This window comes from Stenotrophomonas sp. YJH_SMC_57 (assembly GCF_059369755.1).
This window is the reverse complement of sequence record NZ_JCAFSZ010000008.1, coordinates 197,973-217,125: the sequence shown is the minus strand read 5'-3', so window position 1 is coordinate 217,125 and position 19,153 is coordinate 197,973. Positions and strand designations below refer to the sequence as shown.

14 protein-coding genes are annotated in these 19,153 nt (G+C 62.8%); 10 read left to right on the top strand and 4 right to left on the bottom strand.

All coding sequences use genetic code 11. The features are described from left to right. Positions 1-26: 26 nt before the first annotated feature. The 3 genes from AC5P7U_RS12870 to AC5P7U_RS12860 form a co-directional block, all read right to left on the bottom strand. The gene (locus AC5P7U_RS12870) at positions 27-1,487 is read right to left on the bottom strand and encodes a UdgX family uracil-DNA binding protein (RefSeq protein ID WP_495221178.1); all 1,461 of its coding nucleotides are present in this window, start codon (positions 1,485-1,487) and stop codon (positions 27-29) included. Then, positions 1,468-2,751 (bottom strand): putative DNA modification/repair radical SAM protein, encoded by a 1,284-nt coding sequence (locus AC5P7U_RS12865; protein ID WP_004154067.1) that lies wholly within the window; start codon positions 2,749-2,751, stop codon positions 1,468-1,470. The genes AC5P7U_RS12870 and AC5P7U_RS12865 overlap by 20 nt, the downstream gene beginning before the upstream one ends. Positions 2,752-2,873: 122 nt before the next feature. Continuing rightward, on the bottom strand, positions 2,874-4,001 hold the full coding sequence (locus AC5P7U_RS12860) for a PilT/PilU family type 4a pilus ATPase (RefSeq protein ID WP_004154068.1): 1,128 nt from the start codon (positions 3,999-4,001) through the stop codon (positions 2,874-2,876). Between the two features lie 121 nt (positions 4,002-4,122). Here AC5P7U_RS12860 and AC5P7U_RS12855 point away from each other — a divergent pair, with 121 nt between their 5' ends. The 10 genes from AC5P7U_RS12855 to AC5P7U_RS12810 all read left to right on the top strand — a co-directional run bounded on the left by AC5P7U_RS12855 (position 4,123) and on the right by AC5P7U_RS12810 (position 17,875). Beyond that, the gene (locus AC5P7U_RS12855; protein ID WP_005415160.1) at positions 4,123-4,488 is read left to right on the top strand and encodes a DUF4398 domain-containing protein; all 366 of its coding nucleotides are present in this window, start codon (positions 4,123-4,125) and stop codon (positions 4,486-4,488) included. Next, positions 4,485-5,369, top strand: a complete 885-nt coding sequence (locus tag AC5P7U_RS12850; RefSeq protein ID WP_133933728.1) for an OmpA family protein — start codon at positions 4,485-4,487, stop codon at positions 5,367-5,369. The genes AC5P7U_RS12855 and AC5P7U_RS12850 overlap by 4 nt, the downstream gene beginning before the upstream one ends. Positions 5,370-5,692: 323 nt before the next feature. After that, positions 5,693-5,929: an HP1242/YdcH family protein gene (locus tag AC5P7U_RS12845; RefSeq protein WP_004154075.1), complete on the top strand. Its 237-nt coding sequence runs from the start codon at positions 5,693-5,695 to the stop codon at positions 5,927-5,929. A 301-nt stretch (positions 5,930-6,230) separates the two neighbouring features. Then, the gene (locus AC5P7U_RS12840) at positions 6,231-7,601 is read left to right on the top strand and encodes a pyridoxal-phosphate dependent enzyme (protein ID WP_004154078.1); all 1,371 of its coding nucleotides are present in this window, start codon (positions 6,231-6,233) and stop codon (positions 7,599-7,601) included. Positions 7,602-7,734: 133 nt separating this feature from the next. Further along, positions 7,735-8,916 carry a cystathionine gamma-synthase gene (locus tag AC5P7U_RS12835; RefSeq protein WP_004154079.1) on the top strand — a complete coding sequence of 394 codons (1,182 nt, stop codon included), beginning with the start codon at positions 7,735-7,737 and terminating at the stop codon, positions 8,914-8,916. A gap of 116 nt (positions 8,917-9,032) precedes the next feature. Continuing rightward, entirely contained in the window at positions 9,033-9,857 is an 825-nt protein-coding gene (locus AC5P7U_RS12830) for an ABC transporter permease (RefSeq protein WP_004154081.1), read from the top strand. Next, positions 9,847-11,280: an ABC transporter ATP-binding protein gene (locus AC5P7U_RS12825; protein ID WP_004154082.1), complete on the top strand. Its 1,434-nt coding sequence runs from the start codon at positions 9,847-9,849 to the stop codon at positions 11,278-11,280. The genes AC5P7U_RS12830 and AC5P7U_RS12825 overlap by 11 nt, the downstream gene beginning before the upstream one ends. Beyond that, positions 11,274-13,538 carry a class I SAM-dependent methyltransferase gene (locus tag AC5P7U_RS12820; RefSeq protein WP_197563774.1) on the top strand — a complete coding sequence of 755 codons (2,265 nt, stop codon included), beginning with the start codon at positions 11,274-11,276 and terminating at the stop codon, positions 13,536-13,538. The genes AC5P7U_RS12825 and AC5P7U_RS12820 overlap by 7 nt, the downstream gene beginning before the upstream one ends. 121 nt (positions 13,539-13,659) lie before the next feature. After that, positions 13,660-17,226 (top strand): glycosyltransferase, encoded by a 3,567-nt coding sequence (locus AC5P7U_RS12815; RefSeq protein ID WP_414555081.1) that lies wholly within the window; start codon positions 13,660-13,662, stop codon positions 17,224-17,226. A 22-nt stretch (positions 17,227-17,248) separates the two neighbouring features. Continuing rightward, the gene (locus tag AC5P7U_RS12810; protein WP_004154087.1) at positions 17,249-17,875 is read left to right on the top strand and encodes a tetratricopeptide repeat protein; all 627 of its coding nucleotides are present in this window, start codon (positions 17,249-17,251) and stop codon (positions 17,873-17,875) included. An 85-nt stretch (positions 17,876-17,960) separates the two neighbouring features. On the opposite strand, the gene wecB is transcribed toward AC5P7U_RS12810, so the two are convergent. Next, positions 17,961-19,088: a non-hydrolyzing UDP-N-acetylglucosamine 2-epimerase gene (gene wecB, locus AC5P7U_RS12805; protein ID WP_312560062.1), complete on the bottom strand. Its 1,128-nt coding sequence runs from the start codon at positions 19,086-19,088 to the stop codon at positions 17,961-17,963. Positions 19,089-19,153 lie beyond the last annotated feature (65 nt).

The window sequence follows — 19,153 nt, the reverse complement described above, 5'->3', positions numbered from 1 at the left end:
ATTAAGTCATTTGTGGCACAAACGACTTAATCCCCTCCGTCCCCTTTCTGCAGCAGCTGGGCCAGGTCATCGCGGAACAGGCGATAGGCCTTCTCGCGGCGTACGACATCGCCCTGCCGCAGCACCCACGCCGGGTGCACGGTGGCGTAGCCGCGGGTGCCGTCCTCCAGTGTGTGCCAGCGTCCACGGTCGCGCGACAGATTGAAGTCACGGCCAAATACCGAGGCTGCCGCGGTTGCGCCCAGGCAGACGATGACCCGTGGCCGCACCCGCGCGATCTCGCCCATCAGCCACGGCCGGCAGGCCTGGATGTGGCGGCTTTCCGGACGCTTGTGCAGCCGGATCTTGCCGCGGCGCTCATGGTGGAAGTGCTTCACCGCGTTGGTCAGGTACAGCGTGGCGCGATCGATGCCCAGCTCGGCCAGGGCGCGGTCCAGCAGCTGCCCGGCCGGGCCGGCGAACGGCAGGCCACGCAGATCCTCGGTATCACCAGGCTGTTCCCCCACCAGCATCACGCCGGCATCGGCCGGCCCCTGGCCGAACACGGTCTGCGTGGCGTTCTCCCACAGTGGGCATTGGCGGCAGGCGCTGGCCTGTTGCCGCAGATTCTGCAGGCTGCGGGTATCGGTGGCCGATATCGCCGCGTCTTCACGCAGCGGAATCCTGCGCTGCGGAGGCTGCGTGGGGCGATCATGCATTTCCTGCACGCGATCGCCTGCGTCGCGCACCAGGCGCGGCAGCAACTGCGCCTCCGGCAGGTGCCGCCAGTACTTGGCCGGCATCTCCTGCATCATCATCCGCGTATTGAGCCGGGCCGGATTGAAGATGCTGGCGTAGTAGGTCTGCCACAGGGCCTCGCGGGCGTCCTCGGCCGGGGCGTCCTCACGCCGTGCCCCTCGGCCAAAGGCAAGCGCCTGCCCATCCCACGCGACGCTGCGCGAGGGCGTCAGGATGGCCCAGCGCATGCCGGTGAAACGGCGCGCGAAGAACGGTGCCACCCGATCGACAATGTGGTGCTGGGGTTCGAACCACGCGATGAACGCCTCGGGCTGGCCGGGTACCTCGCGGAAACGAACGAACGCCTTCATCTTGTGCGTGTCGCGGCGGACGGCCTGGGCCAGTGCCATCGCACGCAGCACATCGGCATCGGCGGGGTTGGTCAGTACCGCACGTTCGCCATGGGTGATCCGCCACAGCAGCCGATACAGCAGTGACAGGCGCTGCGGCTCGCTATGGCACAGGCAGGTTGCGGCCAGGTCGAGGAATTCGCGCGGGACGTTGGGAGCGGTTGCACCTGCCGGCACCGCTGCCTGCTGCACCGGCGGCGCATCCAGCAGCGACGCTTCGCTGCCTTCGAGCCAGTCCAGCTGCTCGGGTGGCACGCCGCGCAGCAACGCATCACGCGCGCCGTCGCGCCAGGCCTGCAGTGACCAGGCCGGGTCCACCCGCTGCGACCAGCGCTGCGCGTCAGGCTGCCGGCGGTGCATCGAACAGCGATCCCTGGCGCGGAGGCGGGGCCAGCTGCGCGCGCAGCGCGGCCGGGTCATCCAGCGCCTTGCGCGGATGGTGGTCGGCCAGCAGCACGAACGGCAGCAACTTGCTCATCGGAGCCTTCAGGCGGGCGATGTCGGCTACGCGCAGGCGCCCATGACGGCGCGCCATCAGCACGCGCTTTGCATTGCGCACGCCCAGGCCGGGCACCCGCAGCAGCATTTCCTTCGGCGCACGGTTCAGATCGACCGGAAAGCGTTCGGGATGGCGGATCGCCCAGGCCATCTTCGGATCGATATCCAGATCGAGCATTCCGCCCTGCGTGGTGTCGGTGATCTCGTCCACGCCGTAGCCATAGAAGCGCAACAGCCAGTCGGCCTGGTACAGCCGGTGCTCGCGCTGCAGCGGCGGGGGCTGCAGGGGCAGTTGCCGGCTTGCATCGGGAATCGGGCTGAACGCGGAGTAGTAGACCCGGCGCATGCGGTAGTTGCCGTACAGGCTGTCGGCGCTGGTCAGGATCTGCTGGTCACTGGCGCCATCGGCACCCACGATCATCTGCGTGCTCTGGCCTGCCGGCGCGAAACGCGGTGGCTTCGGCCGCGCGCTGCGGGTGACGGCCGGCGCCAGCGCGGGCGCGGCCTTGCGTGCCTCCTGCGCTTCCTCGATGCGCCAGCGCAGTTCGCCCATCGCGCCGCGGATCGAATGAACGGTCTTTTCCGGCGCCAGTGTGGTCAGGCCGGCCTCGGTGGGCAGCTCCACGTTGATCGACAGGCGGTCGGCGTGGCGCCCGGCACTGGCCAGCAGCTCGGGCGAGGCTTCGGGAATCGTCTTGAGGTGGATGTAGCCGGCAAAGCGGTGCTCCTCGCGCAGCCGCCGGGCGACCTCCACCATCTGCTCCATCGTGTAGTCCGCATTGCGGATGATGCCGCTGGAGAGGAACAGCCCTTCGATGTAGTTGCGCTTGTAGAAATCCAGGGTGAGCGTGACTACCTCGTCCACGCTGAAACGCGCGCGGGCCACGTTGCTGGAAACGCGGTTCACGCAATAGGCGCAGTCGTAGACGCAGAAGTTGGTCAGCAGGATCTTCAGCAGCGATACGCAGCGGCCATCAGGCGTATAGCTGTGGCAGATGCCCATGCCCTCGGTGCTGCCGATGCCGCCGCTGGCACGCGAGTCGCGCTTCCCCGAGCCGCTGGAAGCGCAGGACGCATCGTATTTGGCGGCATCGGCCAGGATGGCCAGCTTGCGGATGGTTTCCATTGAGGAAACCTACGGACAGGAGGTCTCATCGGATGAGACACCTCCTGAACTCTTCAGAAAAAGGGGACGGAGGGAATCAAGTCGTAAGTGCATTTGCGACTTGATTCCCCCGTCCCCTTTTCCTAGAAGCCGTGGGTGATGCTGGGTGCGCCGGCCGAGAAATCCGCGTACGGGTCGTGCTCGCCGCTGCTGCCCTCGGACAGGCGGAACTTCAGGGCAAGGCCATCGCGCGAGTCGGCCGCACGCAGCGCTTCCTCCTGATCGATGACCCCCGCCTTGGCCAGCCGGAACAGGCACTGGTCGAAGCTCTCCATGCCTTCTTCCAGCGAGCCTTCCATCGCCGCCTTGATCTCGTGCACCTGGCCGCGACGCAGCAGGTCGCGGATCATCGGCGTGTTGATCAGCACCTCGGTGGCCGGCAGGCGACGGCCCTCCTTGTTCTTCACCAGGCGCTGGCTGATCACCGCACGCAGGTTCAGCGCCAGGTTCATCAGCACGTTCTTGTGCGCGCTTTCCGGGAAGAAGTTGAGGATGCGCTCGATGGTCTGGTCGGCGTTGTTGGAGTGCAGGGTGGCCAGGCACAGGTGGCCGGTCTCGGCGAAGGCGATCGCCGCCTCCATGGTTTCCGCGTCCAGGATCTCGCCGATCAGGATCACGTCCGGCGCTTCACGCATGGCGTTCTTCAACGCGTTGTGGAAGGCATGGGTGTCCAGCCCGACCTCGCGCTGGTTGACGATCGACATCTTGTGCTTGTGCAGGTACTCGATCGGGTCCTCGATGGTGAGGATGTGCCCGGTGGTGGTGCTGTTGCGGTGGTCGATCATCGACGCCAGCGAAGTGGACTTGCCCGAGCCAGTGGACCCCACCACCAGCACCAGCCCGCGCGGGGTCATGATGACGTCCTTCAGCACCTGAGGCAGGTTCAGCTCCTCGATGCTCGGAATCCGGCTGCGGATGGCGCGGATGACCATGCCGACCTCGCCTCGCTGCTTGAACACGTTGACGCGGAAGCGCCCGGCATCGGGCAGGGCGATGGCCATGTTGAGCTCCAGCTCGCGCTCGAACTGCGGCACCTGGCCTTCGTCCATCAGCGAGTAGGCGATCTTCTTGACCATGCCCGGCGGCAGGCCGGTATTGCCCAGCGGATAGAGCTTCCCCTCGATCTTGATGTAGACCGGTGCCCCGGTGGTCAGAAACATGTCCGAAGCGTTCTTTTCGGTCATCAGCTTCAGGAAGTAGCCGATATCCATTGCGAATTTTCCCCAACGAAACGGCCGACGCCCGTTGCCAGCACGGTGTCGGCTTGACGACAATGGCCGTGAACCGACAACCGGTACGGCCTCCCCAATGAAACGACTTAGCTTCGCACGAATGCGCCATGGCCTGTATGTGATGGCGTTTGCATTCGCACTGTCTGCCCCCGCCTGGGCGCAGGACGCCGCGCTGGAACTGGCGCAGGCCCGGCAGGCGGTGGACAAGGCCACCCAGGCCGATGCGGACCAATACGCCCCGGACCTGATCGGGCTGGCCCGCCAGGGACTGGAGCAGGCCCAGCGTGCCGCCGGCGACCGCCGCGAGCGCAAGAACGCCCCGGCGATGGCCCTGCGTGCCGCCGCCGACGCCGACCTGGCCCGCGTCCGCAGCGAGGAAGCCACCGTCACCGCACAGCTGCAGCTGCGCCGCAACGAGGTCAACCAGCTGCAACGCCAGCTGTCGACCGGGGAGGACCGCCGGTGAAGCCGATGACCGCCGCAACCCTGGCCGCGCTGCTGGCGCTGCCGACCCTGGCCGTGGCCGCCGACAACCCGATGGTGGCGCAGCTGAGCCAGCGCCTGATGGCCATCCAGGCCAATCCCGACACCGCTGAGCTGGGCGCCTTCGAGCGCATGCAGGCCCAGCAGGCGATCGCCACCCTGGACAAGGCCAAGCGCCGCGACCAGGAACTGGCCACCTATCTGGCCGAGCGCCGGGTGGAGATCGCCGAGACCGCCGTGCGTACCGCGATGGCCGCGCGTGAGGTCGACCGCCTGGAACGTACCCGCAGCGATCTGCTGATCGAGGCCAGCCGCCGCGATGCGGCCCGCGCCCGCCAGGAAGCGGAGCAGCTGCGCATGCAGGCGCAGATGCAGGCCGAGGAGGCCGAGCGCCTGCGCCAGGCGGCCGAGGCCGAGACCCTGGCCCGTCAGGACGCCGAGAACGCCCTGACCAGCGTGGCCGGCAAGCAGCAGCAGCGCCTCAGCGCCGCCCAGCAGAACGCCGCCAAGCTGGCCCGCGAGGAAGCCGAGCTGGTGTCCGGACAGAAACTGCCGGGCTCGAAGTTCGATGGCCGCGGCGAGGTCTTCACCTTCAATGGTGATGCGTTCGCGGCAGGTGCCTCCAGCCTGTCCGGCGGCGCCCGCAACCAGGCCAAGGCACTGGCCGAGTACCTGAACATCGGCAAGAAGGGCCGCCTGCGCATCGAGGCCTACGACAGCGCCAATGGCGTGGGTCAGAAGCGGGCCGAAGCGCTGCGTGACGCCCTGGTCGCGGCCGGTGTTGCCAGCAACCGGATCCAGGTCAGCGGCAAGAAGGCAGCCTCCACCCGGGCGCGCTCGGCCGAAGTCATCATCGCCCCGTAATTGATTGATATTGTTTGTTTTTCGTTGCGATGAGCATTCAGCCTGAACCCCGCCCCGGCGGGGTTCGGTCTTTTTGACGCAGGGGCTTGAACCCCGCCCGGAGCAGGCGTAGGGTCAATCGTCCGGGACGCAATGCCGCGGACCGGACGATGGGAGGGCCGGGCCGATGCAAGCAGGGCGCGAACCGCAGCAGATCGACGTGCGCAGGCCAGTGCCGCAGGTCGTTGCAGGCGTCCAGGTGGCCATCGACCGGCACTCCTCCATGAACAACGCCCCGTGCCTTGCGGCCGGGGCGTTCGTGTATCTGTCGAAGGAGGTCCATCATGTTTGAAGATCAGCCCCAGAGCGAGATCGACGCACGTCGCGCGCGTGATCCGGAGTTCAGGGCACTCCATGACCAGCACCGCAAGTTGAACAAGAAGTGCATGGACGCGGAGTTGGGCGTACTCCCGATCGATGATGTCACCCTGGGTCGCATGAAGCGCGAGAAGCTGCTGGCCAAGCAACGACTTCTGCGAATGTACGAAACACCGCTCCCGATGACGTCCCCCACGCTTTGACGCACTCCGTCGCGCCTGGAACGGCGTGACCCGGCCAGTGATGGCCCCGCCGGGCGCTCCTGCCCCGGCATCGCGGCACCGCCGATGAGGCGGCCGCGCCAAGGCACCACAGGCGGTGGTGCCTTGGCCTGCAGGCACAACTCACCGATGCGGGCGGTACCGGTCTCCTCGTCGATCCGGGGCCGCCCGCATCTCTTTCGGGGGGGGGCGTCCGGATAGGCCGATTCCGACCTGACATTCAACGCCATCCGGCGGATAATCATCGGTCCTGCCCCGTGCGGCGCGAACCGACAGCCCCCGAATGCCCATCCATTCTTCCGTCCTCGAACTCATCGGCCAGACCCCGATCGTCAAGGCCCAGCGCCTGGACACCGGCGTCTGCGAGCTCTATCTGAAGCTCGAGAGCGCCAACCCGGGCGGATCGATCAAGGATCGCATCGGCCTGTCGATGATCGAGGCAGCGGAACAGCGGGGAGATCTGAAGCCGGGCGCGACCCTGGTCGAGGGCACCGCCGGCAACACCGGCCTGGGCCTGGCGCTGGTCGCCCAGCAGAAGGGCTACAAGCTGATCCTGGTCGTTCCCGACAAGATGAGCCGCGAGAAGATCTTCAACCTGAAGGCGATGGGCGCCGAAGTGCGCCTGACCCGCTCGGACGTGGCCAAGGGCCACCCCGAGTACTACCAGGACCTGGCCAAGACCATCGCCGAGCAGACCCCGGGCGCCTACTTCATCAACCAGTTCGGCAACCCGGACAACCCGGCCGCGCACGAATTCGGCACCGGCCCCGAGATCCTCGAGCAGATGGGCGGCGATCTGGACGCCATCGTGTTCGGCTGCGGCAGCTCCGGCACCATGACCGGCCTGTCGCGCGCGTTCGCCAAGCTGTCGCCGAAGACCGAACTGGTGCTGGCCGATCCGGTCGGCTCGATCCTGGCCGAGTACATCAATGAGGGCAACCTCAACGACAAGTCGGGCAGCTGGCTGGTCGAAGGCATCGGCGAGGACTTCCTGCCGTCGATCTCCGATTTCAGTCGTGTCACCAAGGCCTATGCCATCAGCGACGCCGAGAGCTTCCACACCGCGCGCGAGCTGCTGGGCAAGGAAGGCATCCTGGGTGGCTCGTCCACCGGCACCCTGCTGGCCGCCGGCCTGAAGTACTGCCGCGAGCAGACCACGCCGAAGAAGGTGCTGGTGCTGGTGCCGGACACCGGCAACAAGTACCTGTCCAAGATGTACAACGACTACTGGATGCTGGACAACGGCTTCCTGCAGCGCCCGCAGCACGGCGACCTGCGTGACCTGATCCTGCGCCCCTACGGCCAGCGCGACACCGTGGTGATCGGCCCGAACGACCTGCTGACCACCGCCTACCAGCGCATGAAGCTGTACGACGTCTCCCAGCTGCCGGTGATGGACGGCGATCAGCTGGTCGGCATCGTCGACGAAAGCGACGTGCTGCTGCACGTCTATGGCGATGAAGCGCGCTTCCGCGACACCGTCGCCACCGCGATGGTCAGCAAGCTGGACCGGTTGGACGTGAAGTCGCCGATCGAGGCCCTGCTGCCGGTGTTCGACCGTGGCCAGGTGGCGATCGTGATGGACGGAAACAGCTTCCTGGGCCTGATCACCCGCATCGACCTGCTGAACTATCTGCGCCGTCGCGTGCAGTAAGCCGAAGATCCCTGTAGATCGTCACAGATCGCCACTGAATTCCGGTTTATCTGCGTCAAAGGTCGTTAAGGCCTCGCTGGTAGACTCCCGATCCTTTGACGGCGCCGCAGGTCGGCGCCATTCAGGAAACGACATGTCCCACCCTTCTTCGCCCGACCGGGCACTGGCCTTGGCCACCCTGGCCATCCACGGCGGCCAGTCGCCGGACCCGAGCACCGGCGCGGTAATGCCGCCGATCTACGCCACCTCGACCTATGCCCAGTCCAGCCCGGGCGAGCACCAGGGCTTCGAGTACTCGCGTACCCACAACCCGACCCGATTCGCCTACGAGCGTTGCGTGGCGTCGCTGGAAGGCGGCACCCGCGGCTTCGCCTTCGCCTCGGGCATGGCGGCCAGCTCCACCGTGATCGAGCTGCTGGATGCCGGCAGCCACGTGGTGGCGATGGATGACATCTACGGGGGCAGCTTCCGCCTGTTCGAGCGCGTGCGTCGGCGCACCGCCGGGCTGGATTTCAGCTTTGTCGACCTGACCGATCTGGCTGCGTTCGAGGCATCGATCACGTCGAAGACGAAGATGGTCTGGATCGAGACCCCGACCAACCCGATGCTGAAGATCGTCGACATCGCCGCGGTCGCCGCCATCGCCAAGCGCCATGGCCTGATCGTGGTGGTGGACAATACCTTTGCTTCGCCGATGCTGCAGCGTCCGCTGGAACTGGGTGCCGATCTGGTCCTGCATTCGGCCACCAAGTACCTCAATGGCCATTCGGACATGGTCGGTGGCATGGTCGTGGTGGGCGACAACGCCGAACTGGCCGAGCAGATGGCCTTCCTGCAGAACTCGGTGGGGGGCGTGCAGGGTCCGTTCGACAGCTTCCTGGCCCTGCGTGGCCTGAAAACCCTGCCGCTGCGCATGAAGGCGCACTGTGCCAACGCGCTGGCGCTGGCGCAGTGGCTGGAGAAGCACCCGGCGGTGGAGAAGGTGATCTACCCGGGCCTGCCGTCGCATCCGCAGCACGAACTCGCCGGCAAGCAGATGGCCGGCTACGGCGGTATCGTCTCGATCGTGCTCAAGGGCGGTTTCGAGGCGGCCAAGCGTTTCTGCGAGAAGACCGAGCTGTTCACCCTGGCCGAGTCGCTGGGCGGCGTGGAGAGCCTGGTCAACCACCCGGCGGTGATGACGCATGCCTCGATCCCGGTGGCGCGCCGCGAACAGCTGGGCATCAGTGATGCGCTGGTGCGGTTGAGCGTGGGTGTTGAAGAGCTGGGGGATCTGCAGCTGGATCTGGAAAGGGCACTGGTTGCAGCGCACTAGTACTGCCGGCGCAGAGAGGGCGCATGCGCTTTGCTTCATGCGCCCCGCCTGGACAGGGCGCTGCATCCAGGCACCGATGCCTGTCTGCAATTGATTGGAACTTTGGAGTTGGCTTGATGGCACAACAATTTAGTGGGTCTCTGCTGAAGCTCGGCCGGACCCTGGTTGACAATCGCGATCTGATTGTCGGCCTGTCACGGCGCGAGATCGAAATCCGCTATAGAGGCGCGACCATGGGCGTCCTTTGGGCGCTGTTCAATCCCATGATCATGCTGGGCGTGTACACCTTCTTCTTCACTGAAGTACTTCGTTCGAAGTGGCAGGGTATCGCGCAGCAGTCGAGCATCGATTTCTCCCTGGTGCTGTTCCCGGGCCTGCTGGTGTTCACGTTCTTTTCCGAATGCGTGGCCAAGGCGCCAACGCTGATCCTCACCAATCAGAGCTACGTCAAGAAGATCGTGTTCCCTCTGGAGCTGCTGCCGATCATCAATCTGATCAGTGCCCTGTTCCATGCATTGATCGGATTTGTGATCTGGGTTGTGTTCTATCTCGTCATCAAGGGCGGATTGCACGCGACTGTACCTCTGGTGGTTCTGCCGCTGATTCCGCTTGGCATTCTCACCCTCGGGATCTGCTGGAGCCTTGCAGCCCTCGGCACCTACGTTCGCGATATCACCCACATCGTAACGGGGCTTCTGGCTGCATTGATGTTCCTTGCCCCCATTTTCTATCCCATCACCGCCCTGCCCGAAAAGTACCGCGGGGCCATCATGCTCAACCCCATCAGTGTTGCCGTTGAGCAGGTGCGTGCACTGCTTTACCACGGCGTGATGATCGACTGGAAACAGTGGTTCATCTACCTGGGTGTGTCCGTTGTGGTGGCATCTTTCGGACTTTGGGTCTTCCAGCGTTCACGAGCCGGGTTTGCCGATGTCCTCTGATACCAATATTTCCATTCGAGTCGAGGATCTGGGCAAGTGCTACCAGATCTATCCCAATCCCGCCACGCGAATGAAGCAGGCGCTCGCCAACCGCGTCCATGGCGCACTGGGAAGGACGCCGCCCAAGTATTTCTCCGAGTTCTGGGCTCTCAGGGACATCGGTTTTGAAGTGCCCCGCGGTGAGGCCTTTGGCGTCATTGGCCGTAACGGTAGCGGCAAGAGCACACTTCTGCAGCTGATCACCGGCGTTCTGACGCCTACGCAGGGCTCGGTGCAGACGCGTGGACGCATTGCGGCGCTGCTCGAGCTGGGGTCGGGGTTCAATCCCGAATTCTCCGGTCGCGAGAATGTCTATCTCAACGGCATGCTGTTGGGTCTGTCGCGCGCGGAGATCGATGCGCGCTTCGACGGAATTGCTGCTTTCGCCGATATCGGTGAGCATCTCGAGCGGCCGATCAAAACCTACTCCAGTGGCATGCTGGTACGCCTGGCCTTCGCAGTGCAGGTGCAGATCGATCCGGATATTCTCATCATCGATGAGGCTCTGGCGGTAGGTGATGCGCTGTTCCAGAAGCGCTGCTTTGCCCGTATCAACCGGCTGGCCGATGATGGGGTGACCATCCTGTTCGTGTCCCATGATCAGGAAACAGTGCGGACGGTTACCCGGCGCTCGCTGCTTCTGCACCAGGGGCGCGCCATTGCGATGGGCACGTCTTCGGAGACGCTGCGTGCGTACCGGCGCCTGATCAACAACGAAGAGTCCAAGTACTTCGCCTCGTTGGCGGAGCGGCATATCGTGGTTGAAGGTATCGACCCCTCGGCTGACGGCAACGAGGTGGCGCTGCCGGCAAGCGTCATGCCGTCCGAGGATGTGCCCGTGGCACCTGACTCGGTGACCGAAGATGTCACCGCATTGGAGGTTCCGGAGATCGATGAAACGTCGACCGGAACCGGGCACGCACTGGTGCAGCGGGTGGTCACCCTTGATGAAACGGGTGAGCCGTGTGCCGTGTTCTATCCGGGCGAGAAGGTCAGGATCCAGATTCAGTTCAAGGCGCAGGTCGATCTCAAGAACCTGAACGTATCGCTACGGATCCGCAATCGCGAAGGCCTGAAGATCTACTCGTGGGGAACACTCAACCAGGACATGCAGGTCGCGGCCGGGGTGAGTCAGGCGCCTGTGTTCTGGGAGCGGAAATTCGACAAGGGTGAAGAAGCCTCGGCCTTGTTCGACTTCGTGTGCCCGCTGGGTCCAGGGTTCTATGAGATCCAGGCCATCATTTCGCATGAAGGACAGCCGGATTACTCTGATCAGACCATCCTTCACTGGAAGGATGAAGCGGCATTTTTCCAGGTGTTCCTGGACCAGAAGGCCTACCATTTTGGCGGAAGTTTCGACCTGAGGATGAGTGCTACATGGTGACCGAGCGTACCTTTGACATCGGCAGGTTCTCCAATGACGTGCGCGATGCGTTTGGATTTGGCTATTACCTCTGCATCGGTAGGGATGCAAAGGAAATCGCCGCAGCCCTGCGCGGGAACCTGCTGGATGCGATCGATGAGCCTGTCGAAGGGAAGGTGCCACATGCTGTAGTTCTCGATCTTCGGGGGGCAATGGATGAGGTACTTGCGAACCTTCCAGAGCTTTATGCCGATCGCGTCCGCTACATTCTGGTCATCCACGATATCCAGGAGCAGGCTGAGGCCGCACTGAGAGAGCGGGAGGCGCTGGAACGACGGGTGATCACTGTCGGTTACCGTAAAGCGGCGGCCTACTACGATGTCAATCCATATGCATCGCTCAATGTCGCCCAGGGGTGCTTCGTGGCGCCCTTCGAGCGTGTACCCGATGATGCGCTGAAGAGCTTCAATCTCGAGGTTCTGGACGAAGAGCGCCTGCTGCACACCGATATGCTCCGCGAGACGGGCCGGCGCAGTGATGCGCACTGTGTCCGGTATCGATACGCCGCCGAGTACATCCGGCCCGGTGATCGCGTGCTCGACGTCGCCTGTGGCCTGGGTTATGGCTCCCGCATGCTGTTCGAAACCACGCTGGCCGGTTCGGTTCTTGGTGTGGATCTGAGCGATTTCGGTATCGAGTATGCTCGTGCCCATTATGCGCTTCCAGGCAAGGTCCAGTATGCGGTTGGAGATGCGGAATCGCTGACCGGCATCGCTGATGCGAGCATTGATTTCATTGCAGCGTTCGAAACCATCGAACACGTCCCCCATCCTGATCGCTATCTCCGCGAGCTGAAGCGTGTGTTGGCACCCGGCGGCAGGGTCATGCTCTGCGCTCCCAACGATTGGACCGATGAGACGGGGCGTGACCCGAATCCCTTCCATCTGCATGTCTATACCTGGGACAAGCTGAGGGCTGAAGTTTCTTCGACGTTCCTTCTGGAGAAGGCTTTCATCCAGGTAGCTGGCGGTGCGATGAAATGCCATTTCTCGCCCCGGTCGTGGCGCGAGGTGGATGTCAATAAGCCGGAATATGAAGAGGCCGAATGGGTGGTGTTTCTCGGGATGAAGGATCCTACCGAGCCGGGTGGGGCGGTTTTCAAGGAAACCGCATGGGAGATACCGAGTTCGTCGCGCTTCAATGTGTCTGCGTTCGCGCGTGACTATCTCAACCCGTGGCTGGTCAAGGCGATGGTGGCTATTGGCCAGCGTTCGACCAATCCGAACCTGCTTGCCCGTTTCCGTCGCAAGGTGTTCGCCAGCGCTCCGCCCCAGTCCGTTGATTCTGGTGCCGCGCTGTGCGGGTTGGTCTATGAGCAGATTGAAAGTGGCAAGCGTGATGAGCGCGAGGCGCTGAAGCGGGCGGTTGACCGCTATCTTGAAGGCAAGTTGACCAATCCTCACCAGCGTCGCTGGAGAGTATCGATCGCCTATGCATGGGGCTTCTCGGAATTTCTCCAGAGCAATATGGCCGAGGCTGAGCACTATCTCACCGTCTGCTCGGAAATTGACCCCGTTCCCTATAGCCCCATCCTCGGCAACAAAACGCTGGATGCGCTGTTCCTGCGCGCGGTGATCCATGCCGGGCGCAATGAATTCGATCAGGTCCGTGGTCTGCTGTACCGATCCATCAGTCTGGTCCGGCGCCTTTCAACAGGTGGCCCGAAGAACAGTTGGCTGGCTGCATGGCTGAACGTCATAGGTGCCGAGCACGCGCCGCTGCCTTTCGGGCTCGCCGAAATGGCCTTGCTGTTCGACAAGAGTGCGCGTGCCGCCTACATGCTGGCTGTGGTGGGAACGGCTGCCGAACGTCCTGGCGCGTTCGCGCGGGAGTCCCGCGGATTCCTCGAGCGCCAGATTGATCACCTCAAGGCTGAATTGAGAGCGGTCCATTCCGGTAACAGTGCCAAGACGCTCGAGGCCATGGATCTGAACGCGGGCATGCAGAGGCTCCAGGCCCACGCCGATGCCCTCGCTTCGCAGGTGATCGAGCGCAACCAGCGTAATGACGAGCTGGCTGCCGAGATAATGCGCCAGAATGCCCGCGCCGAGGAACTGGCTGGTGAAGTAATCAGGGAGCACAGCCGGGTCGAGGAGCTTGCTGGAAAGATCGTTGAGCTCGATTCGCACTCGCAGAATCTGGCCCGGGAGATGCAGTCGGAAATTGCATCCCGCGACAGGATTATCGCGATGCTTGAGACGCAGTTGCGGAAGCGATGATGCTTCTCTCGGTGGCGGGTAGCCAGTGGGGCGGTATGTGTGATCAAATTCACAGAAATGGATGTGGTGCCGTAATGAGCGCAATGGAATCAGGGGCAGTGAAGTGATAGGGATCGTGATGGTGACGTACAACGCTGCGGACGCTGCGATTGTTACGTTGCGGAGTGTTTCAAGGGCGAAGAATGATGCAACCTACAAGTTGATCATTGTCGACAATGCCTCTTCCGCCGAAGAGCGCCAGAGGATCCAGGCGTACGTCACGTCAGCTCCGGAGTTCGCCAGCGGACAGTGGACCTACATTCAGAACGAGAAGAATCTGGGGTTCAGTGGCGGTAACAACGTCGGGATCAAAGCGCTGCTCGAGGACTCGACGATCAGCCAGATCTGTCTGCTGAACAGCGATGTCATCGTCACCAATGGCTGGATGGACCGCCAGCTGGCGCATGGGTATCCGGTGGTAAGCGCGGTTACCAATCGGGCCGACAGCGAACAATGCGTTCCAGATCTCAATGCGTTGGACCTGCAGCAGGTTGCCGCATCTGCAAAGGCCTTCGACAAGGCGTACCAGCAGGTAGCCGACCAGGCGGAGCAGCGTTACAGGGAGTTCCGTGGTTGCGTACAGGAATGTGACGTCACGTTCTTCTGCGTTTTCATTGAACGTGGAGCGCTTGAGGATGTTGGCCTGCTCGATGAGACATTCTTCCCCGGTGGATTCGAGGACGACGACTACTGCCTGCGCCTGAGCGAGAAGGGCTACGCCATTGCACTTGCCCGCGACGTGTACATCCATCATTTTGGATCTGCATCATTCGGGAAGCTTGACTACAGCTATTTCGCAGGCCGCGCGAAGGAGAATCTGCGTTATCTGGAATCGAAGCATGGGGTTTCATGGCGACGCCGACCTGAGAAGCCGCTGGCCTCTTTCCTGGCGGACTTCAGGCATGTGGTTCGCGAAGCCAATGACGCCAGCGCGGATCAGGTTCATCTGCTGCAGCTGCACCTTGGCACGGTCGATAGGCTGGTTGCCCACCATGCCGTCGAATTCGTCAATCTGAAGGGTGAATTCCTCCATTCCGCCAAGCGTTCCACGCGCGTGCGTACGGCGATTGAACGTGCGGATGCGTTCGCTCCTCTTGCCGTTGAGTGGAATGGCTTCAATGCTGACGTGAAGCAATGGCTGTCGTCACCTGGCCATGCGGCCGTTGACCCCGCCGAACTTGTCACCCGTGGCGAACGTTTGCTGGAACATATCTGGTCTGTGGTGGATGCAAACTTCAGCATCAATGCCTCGCTGCGTGGGGGCGCGGCTGGTGGCGCACAGGCCGCCGCGGCCAGTACCGAATGGGTGAAGCAGGAGTGGGCCCAGCGCTCCGGAGTTGGCAAGCTGCTCTGGGGAGTCAGGAAAGGGCTGCAGACGCTGCTGAACTTCCGGGGCACCGTGTTCTTCGGGGGCTACTTCTATCCCGAGCGGGAGAAGGACGGCTACTTCCAGCGGATTCAGATGGTGGACCGGCTGGTGTCGGACCAGTGGCGCTTGTATGTCGAGACCGCAGACCTGGTGGGCCGTACGTCGGTAATCGATCGTCCGCAACCCAGGGTCATCGTTATTCGTCCGATCGGCAGCCGCCTGAAGAAGGCGGTGCTCTGGGCAACCGTGCTGGCATTCGTGCTCCGCTCCCGCAAGATCTATTTCCATAGCGTGCTGCGGATGAGTGGCCTGGGCGTTTCCAGGCTGCTGCGGCTGCCGTTCGTTAAATCGGTGGTCGATATCCATGGCGTGGTTCCGGAAGAATTCCGGATGCATCACGACTATTTCAATGCGGTCAAGTACGAGCGTCTGGAAGAGTACGCGTTTGCCCACGCGGGTCGGGTGGTGGTCGTTTCCGGTGTGATGCAGAAGTACCTGCAGGGAAAGTACCGGAATCACCCGTCTCCGGAATTCGTGCATTTCCCGATGTTCCCCAGCTTCGTGCCCTTCCTCGGCGAGAAGAACAACGCGAAGCCGATTGCGGTCTATGCCGGCGGTCTGCACAAGTGGCAGCAGCCGGAGAAGACCCTGCGCAGCATGATTGCTGTACAGGAGCACTGCACGAGCTACTTCCTTTCCCCTGATCCGGAAACCGCAAGTGAGATCGCTGCGGATATCGACCCGGACAACAAGGTCGTGTTCGACTCGATGAGTCACGACGCACTGATGCGTTTCTATCGCAAGTGCGACTTTGGCTTCATCCTTCGTGAGGATTCAGTCGTCAACAACGTCGCGTGCCCGACCAAGATTGTTGAATATCTTGCCAACGGCATCGTGCCCATCATCGACTCGGACCAGATCGGTGACTTCTCCGATCTGGGCATGCTCTCGATTCCGGTTGACGAGTTCAACGCCGGCCGCGTTCCCGACCGCGCCAGGATCTCCGAGATGGCTCAGTTCAATTTCGGCGTCTACCAGCGGATCAAGTCGGCGCGGGATCGTGGAGCACTGGCGCTGGCGGATTATCTGCTGGGCGATTCCGGTAGGCCGATCGGCCAGGATGTGCCGGAGCACTCCGAGGTGGACGTGCTGGTGCAGGTGGGCAACTTTGAAGCCGGCGGCCTGGAAAACGTTGTGGTTGAACTCAACGAGTTCCTCCGTGGCTGCGGAATGCGCTTGACCCTGCTGGTGCTGGGAACGCAGGGGCCCGCTGCTGAGCGCGCCCGCCGGCTCGGCCAGCAACTGGTTGCCATTGAGTACTCGGCGTCGGCCTATCGCGAGGTGCTGCAGAGGCTCAAGCCCAAAGTGCTGCTCTCTCACTACTCGATCGAGGGGATCGACGTTTGCCGTGAGCTGGATGTGCCTGTCGTCCAGGTCATCCACAACATCTACATGTGGCTGGCGGGCGAAGAGCTGCGGCGCTTCCAGGATGCGGCTGCGCTCACTACCCGGTTCGTTGCAGTGTCGGAGACGGTCAAGGAATACTCGGTGCGCCGTATTGGTGTCGAGGCAGATCGCTGCAGCGTGATCAACAACGGCATCGATGTTGACCGCTTCACCTCCATCGACCGCATGGCGGTCCGCAGCCGGCTGCGTCGCCAGCACAACATCGGAGTCAATGACTTCATCTTCCTTGATATGGCGGCAGTCAATCATCAGAAGAACCACATTGATGTTGTCCGGGCTTTCAGTCACGCCGTGCACGGCTGTGACAATGCGAAGCTGGTTGTAGTGGGCCCGGTCTACGAAAAGGGCCTGCATGCTGAGCTGCAGGCGCTGGTGAAGCAGGCCGGGCTCGGATCAAGGGTGTTGCTCATTGAGCCGACCAGTGCGCCATGGGAGCTGTATGCGATGGCAGATGCATTTGTTGGTGCCAGCTTCTTCGAAGGTGGGCCGTTGACGTTCCTCGAAGCCTTGGCCAGTGATCTGCCTGTGATCTTCCCGAGGGTGGGAGTTGCCGGTGAGTACGACGGCCTGCCCGGTGTGCATCTGGTCGAGCCAGCGGTTGATATCCTGGATTATCAGGGCTCAATAGATGGACTGGTTTCCCGTGCCGGCTTCGTGTCCGATCTGACGGAAAAAATGATCGAGGTATGGTGTAATCCTGTCCGTCCAGGCTTTGATCGCAAGCAGCTTGCATCGCTGCAGAAGGATTCTGCCTACATGAAGTATGCGCGCCTGCTGTCGGCGCTGAAAGAACATCCCGTCGCTCTCCAATAATCCAACGAGTCGGTACTCCGTCATGAAGAAAGTAACTATTGCCGCTGCTTCGCTGTTGCTGGTTTCCGTGGTCGCTGGCTGCTCCAAGCCGTCCCCGGAGGGCGCTGCGGCGGCTCCGGAATCGCAGGGCGCTGACGCTGCAGGTGCAGCCGCTACTGCACCTGCCCCGGTCAGCGAAGCGGACAAGAACTACCAGGAAGCCCTTGCCCTGATCGCATCCAATGCCCCGGGCAGCGCTGAGAATGCCGCCAACCTGCTGCTGAAGGCATCAGCAGAGGGCAACGCCGCGGCAAAGTTCGAACTGGCCAAGCTTTACCAGGCGGGCAAGGGCGTTGCGCAGAACTCGGGTGAGGCCGTCAACCTGCTGCTGGCATCGGCCGGCGCCGGAAACGCTGACGCCGCGTACAAGCTGGCGACGATGTACGGTGAGGGCGAAGGCATCGAGAAGAACGAAGGTGAGGCGCTGAACCTGTATCTCAAGGCGGGTCAGGCCGGCAATGGCGATGCAGCCCTGAAGCTGGGCGAGATCTACCAGGAAGGCAAGGGCGTGCCTGCCAACGCCGGTGAGGCGCGTTCGTGGTACCAGAAGGCGGCAGATGCGGGTAACGCGCAGGCCGCCGAGAAGCTGAAGGCCCTGGAGGCCAAGTAAGCCAACGGAGCATCGGCAGAACGATCCCGTTGCTGATCAGGAAAAGGCCAGCCCTTTACCGGGCTGGCCTTTTCATTGCGCGGATTCAGCTGTTGGCGACGATTGCCGCGATTCGTTCCGAAGCCTTGCCGTCACCATAGGGGTTATGGGCCTTGCTCATCGTTTCGTAAGCGTCCGGGTCATCGAGCAGTCGCGAGACCTCGGCCGTAATACGGGTGCTGTCGGTGCCAACCAGGCGCACGGTGCCGGCGGCCACGGCTTCTGGACGCTCCGTGGTGTCGCGCATGACCAGGACGGGTTTACCAAGCGAAGGGGCTTCTTCCTGGATGCCGCCCGAGTCCGTGACGATGATATGCGCGCGACTCATCAGGTAGACGAACGGCAGGTACTCCTGCGGTTCAATCAGGTGTACCGAAGGCGCATCCCGAAGAATGCGGTTGACGGGCTCCTGGACGTTGGGATTGAGGTGTACCGGATACACCACCTGGGTATCGCCCCGCGAGGCAACGTTCTTCAGGGCGTGGCAGATCTGCTCAAAGCCATCGCCGAAGTTCTCGCGCCGATGGCCTGTGACCAGAATCAGGCGCTTGGACGAATCAAGGAACGGGAAGCGGGCGGCCAGCTCAGACTCCAGGCTGGCCGTGCCTCTGATCTTGTCCACAACCGTCAACAGCGCGTCGATCACGGTATTGCCGGTGATGTGGATGCTCGCGGCGGGCACCTGTTCTGCCAGCAGGTTGTCGGCAGATGTCCGAGTGGGCGAGAAATGCAGATTGGCCAGCACGCCGGTCAGCTTGCGATTGGCCTCCTCGGGCCAAGGCGAATAGAGGTTGCCGGTGCGCAGCCCGGCCTCGACGTGGCCAATGGCAGTCCGCTGGTAGAAGGCGGCCAAGGACGTAGCGAAGGTCGTCGTCGTATCGCCGTGCACCATCACGATGTCTGGGGCGTGCTTTTCGATCACCCTCCCCATGTCCTGCAGGATACGCGAGGTCAGATCGGGCAGGGTCTGGCCAGGCCGCATGACGTTGAGATCCTCATCCGGGGTGATCTCAAACAGTTCCAGGACCTGGTCAAGCATCTGGCGGTGCTGCGCAGTCACGGCAACAATGGTGTCCAGGTCCGGACGCTTCTTCAGGGCGGCGACCAGCGGAGCCATTTTGATGGCCTCCGGGCGGGTGCCGAAAACCATCATTACCTTCTTGCGACGCGTCATTTTGCCTTCGATCCCATGTCTGCGCTCGGCCAGCGGTCAGACGGACGACTGCTGGCGAGCTGGTA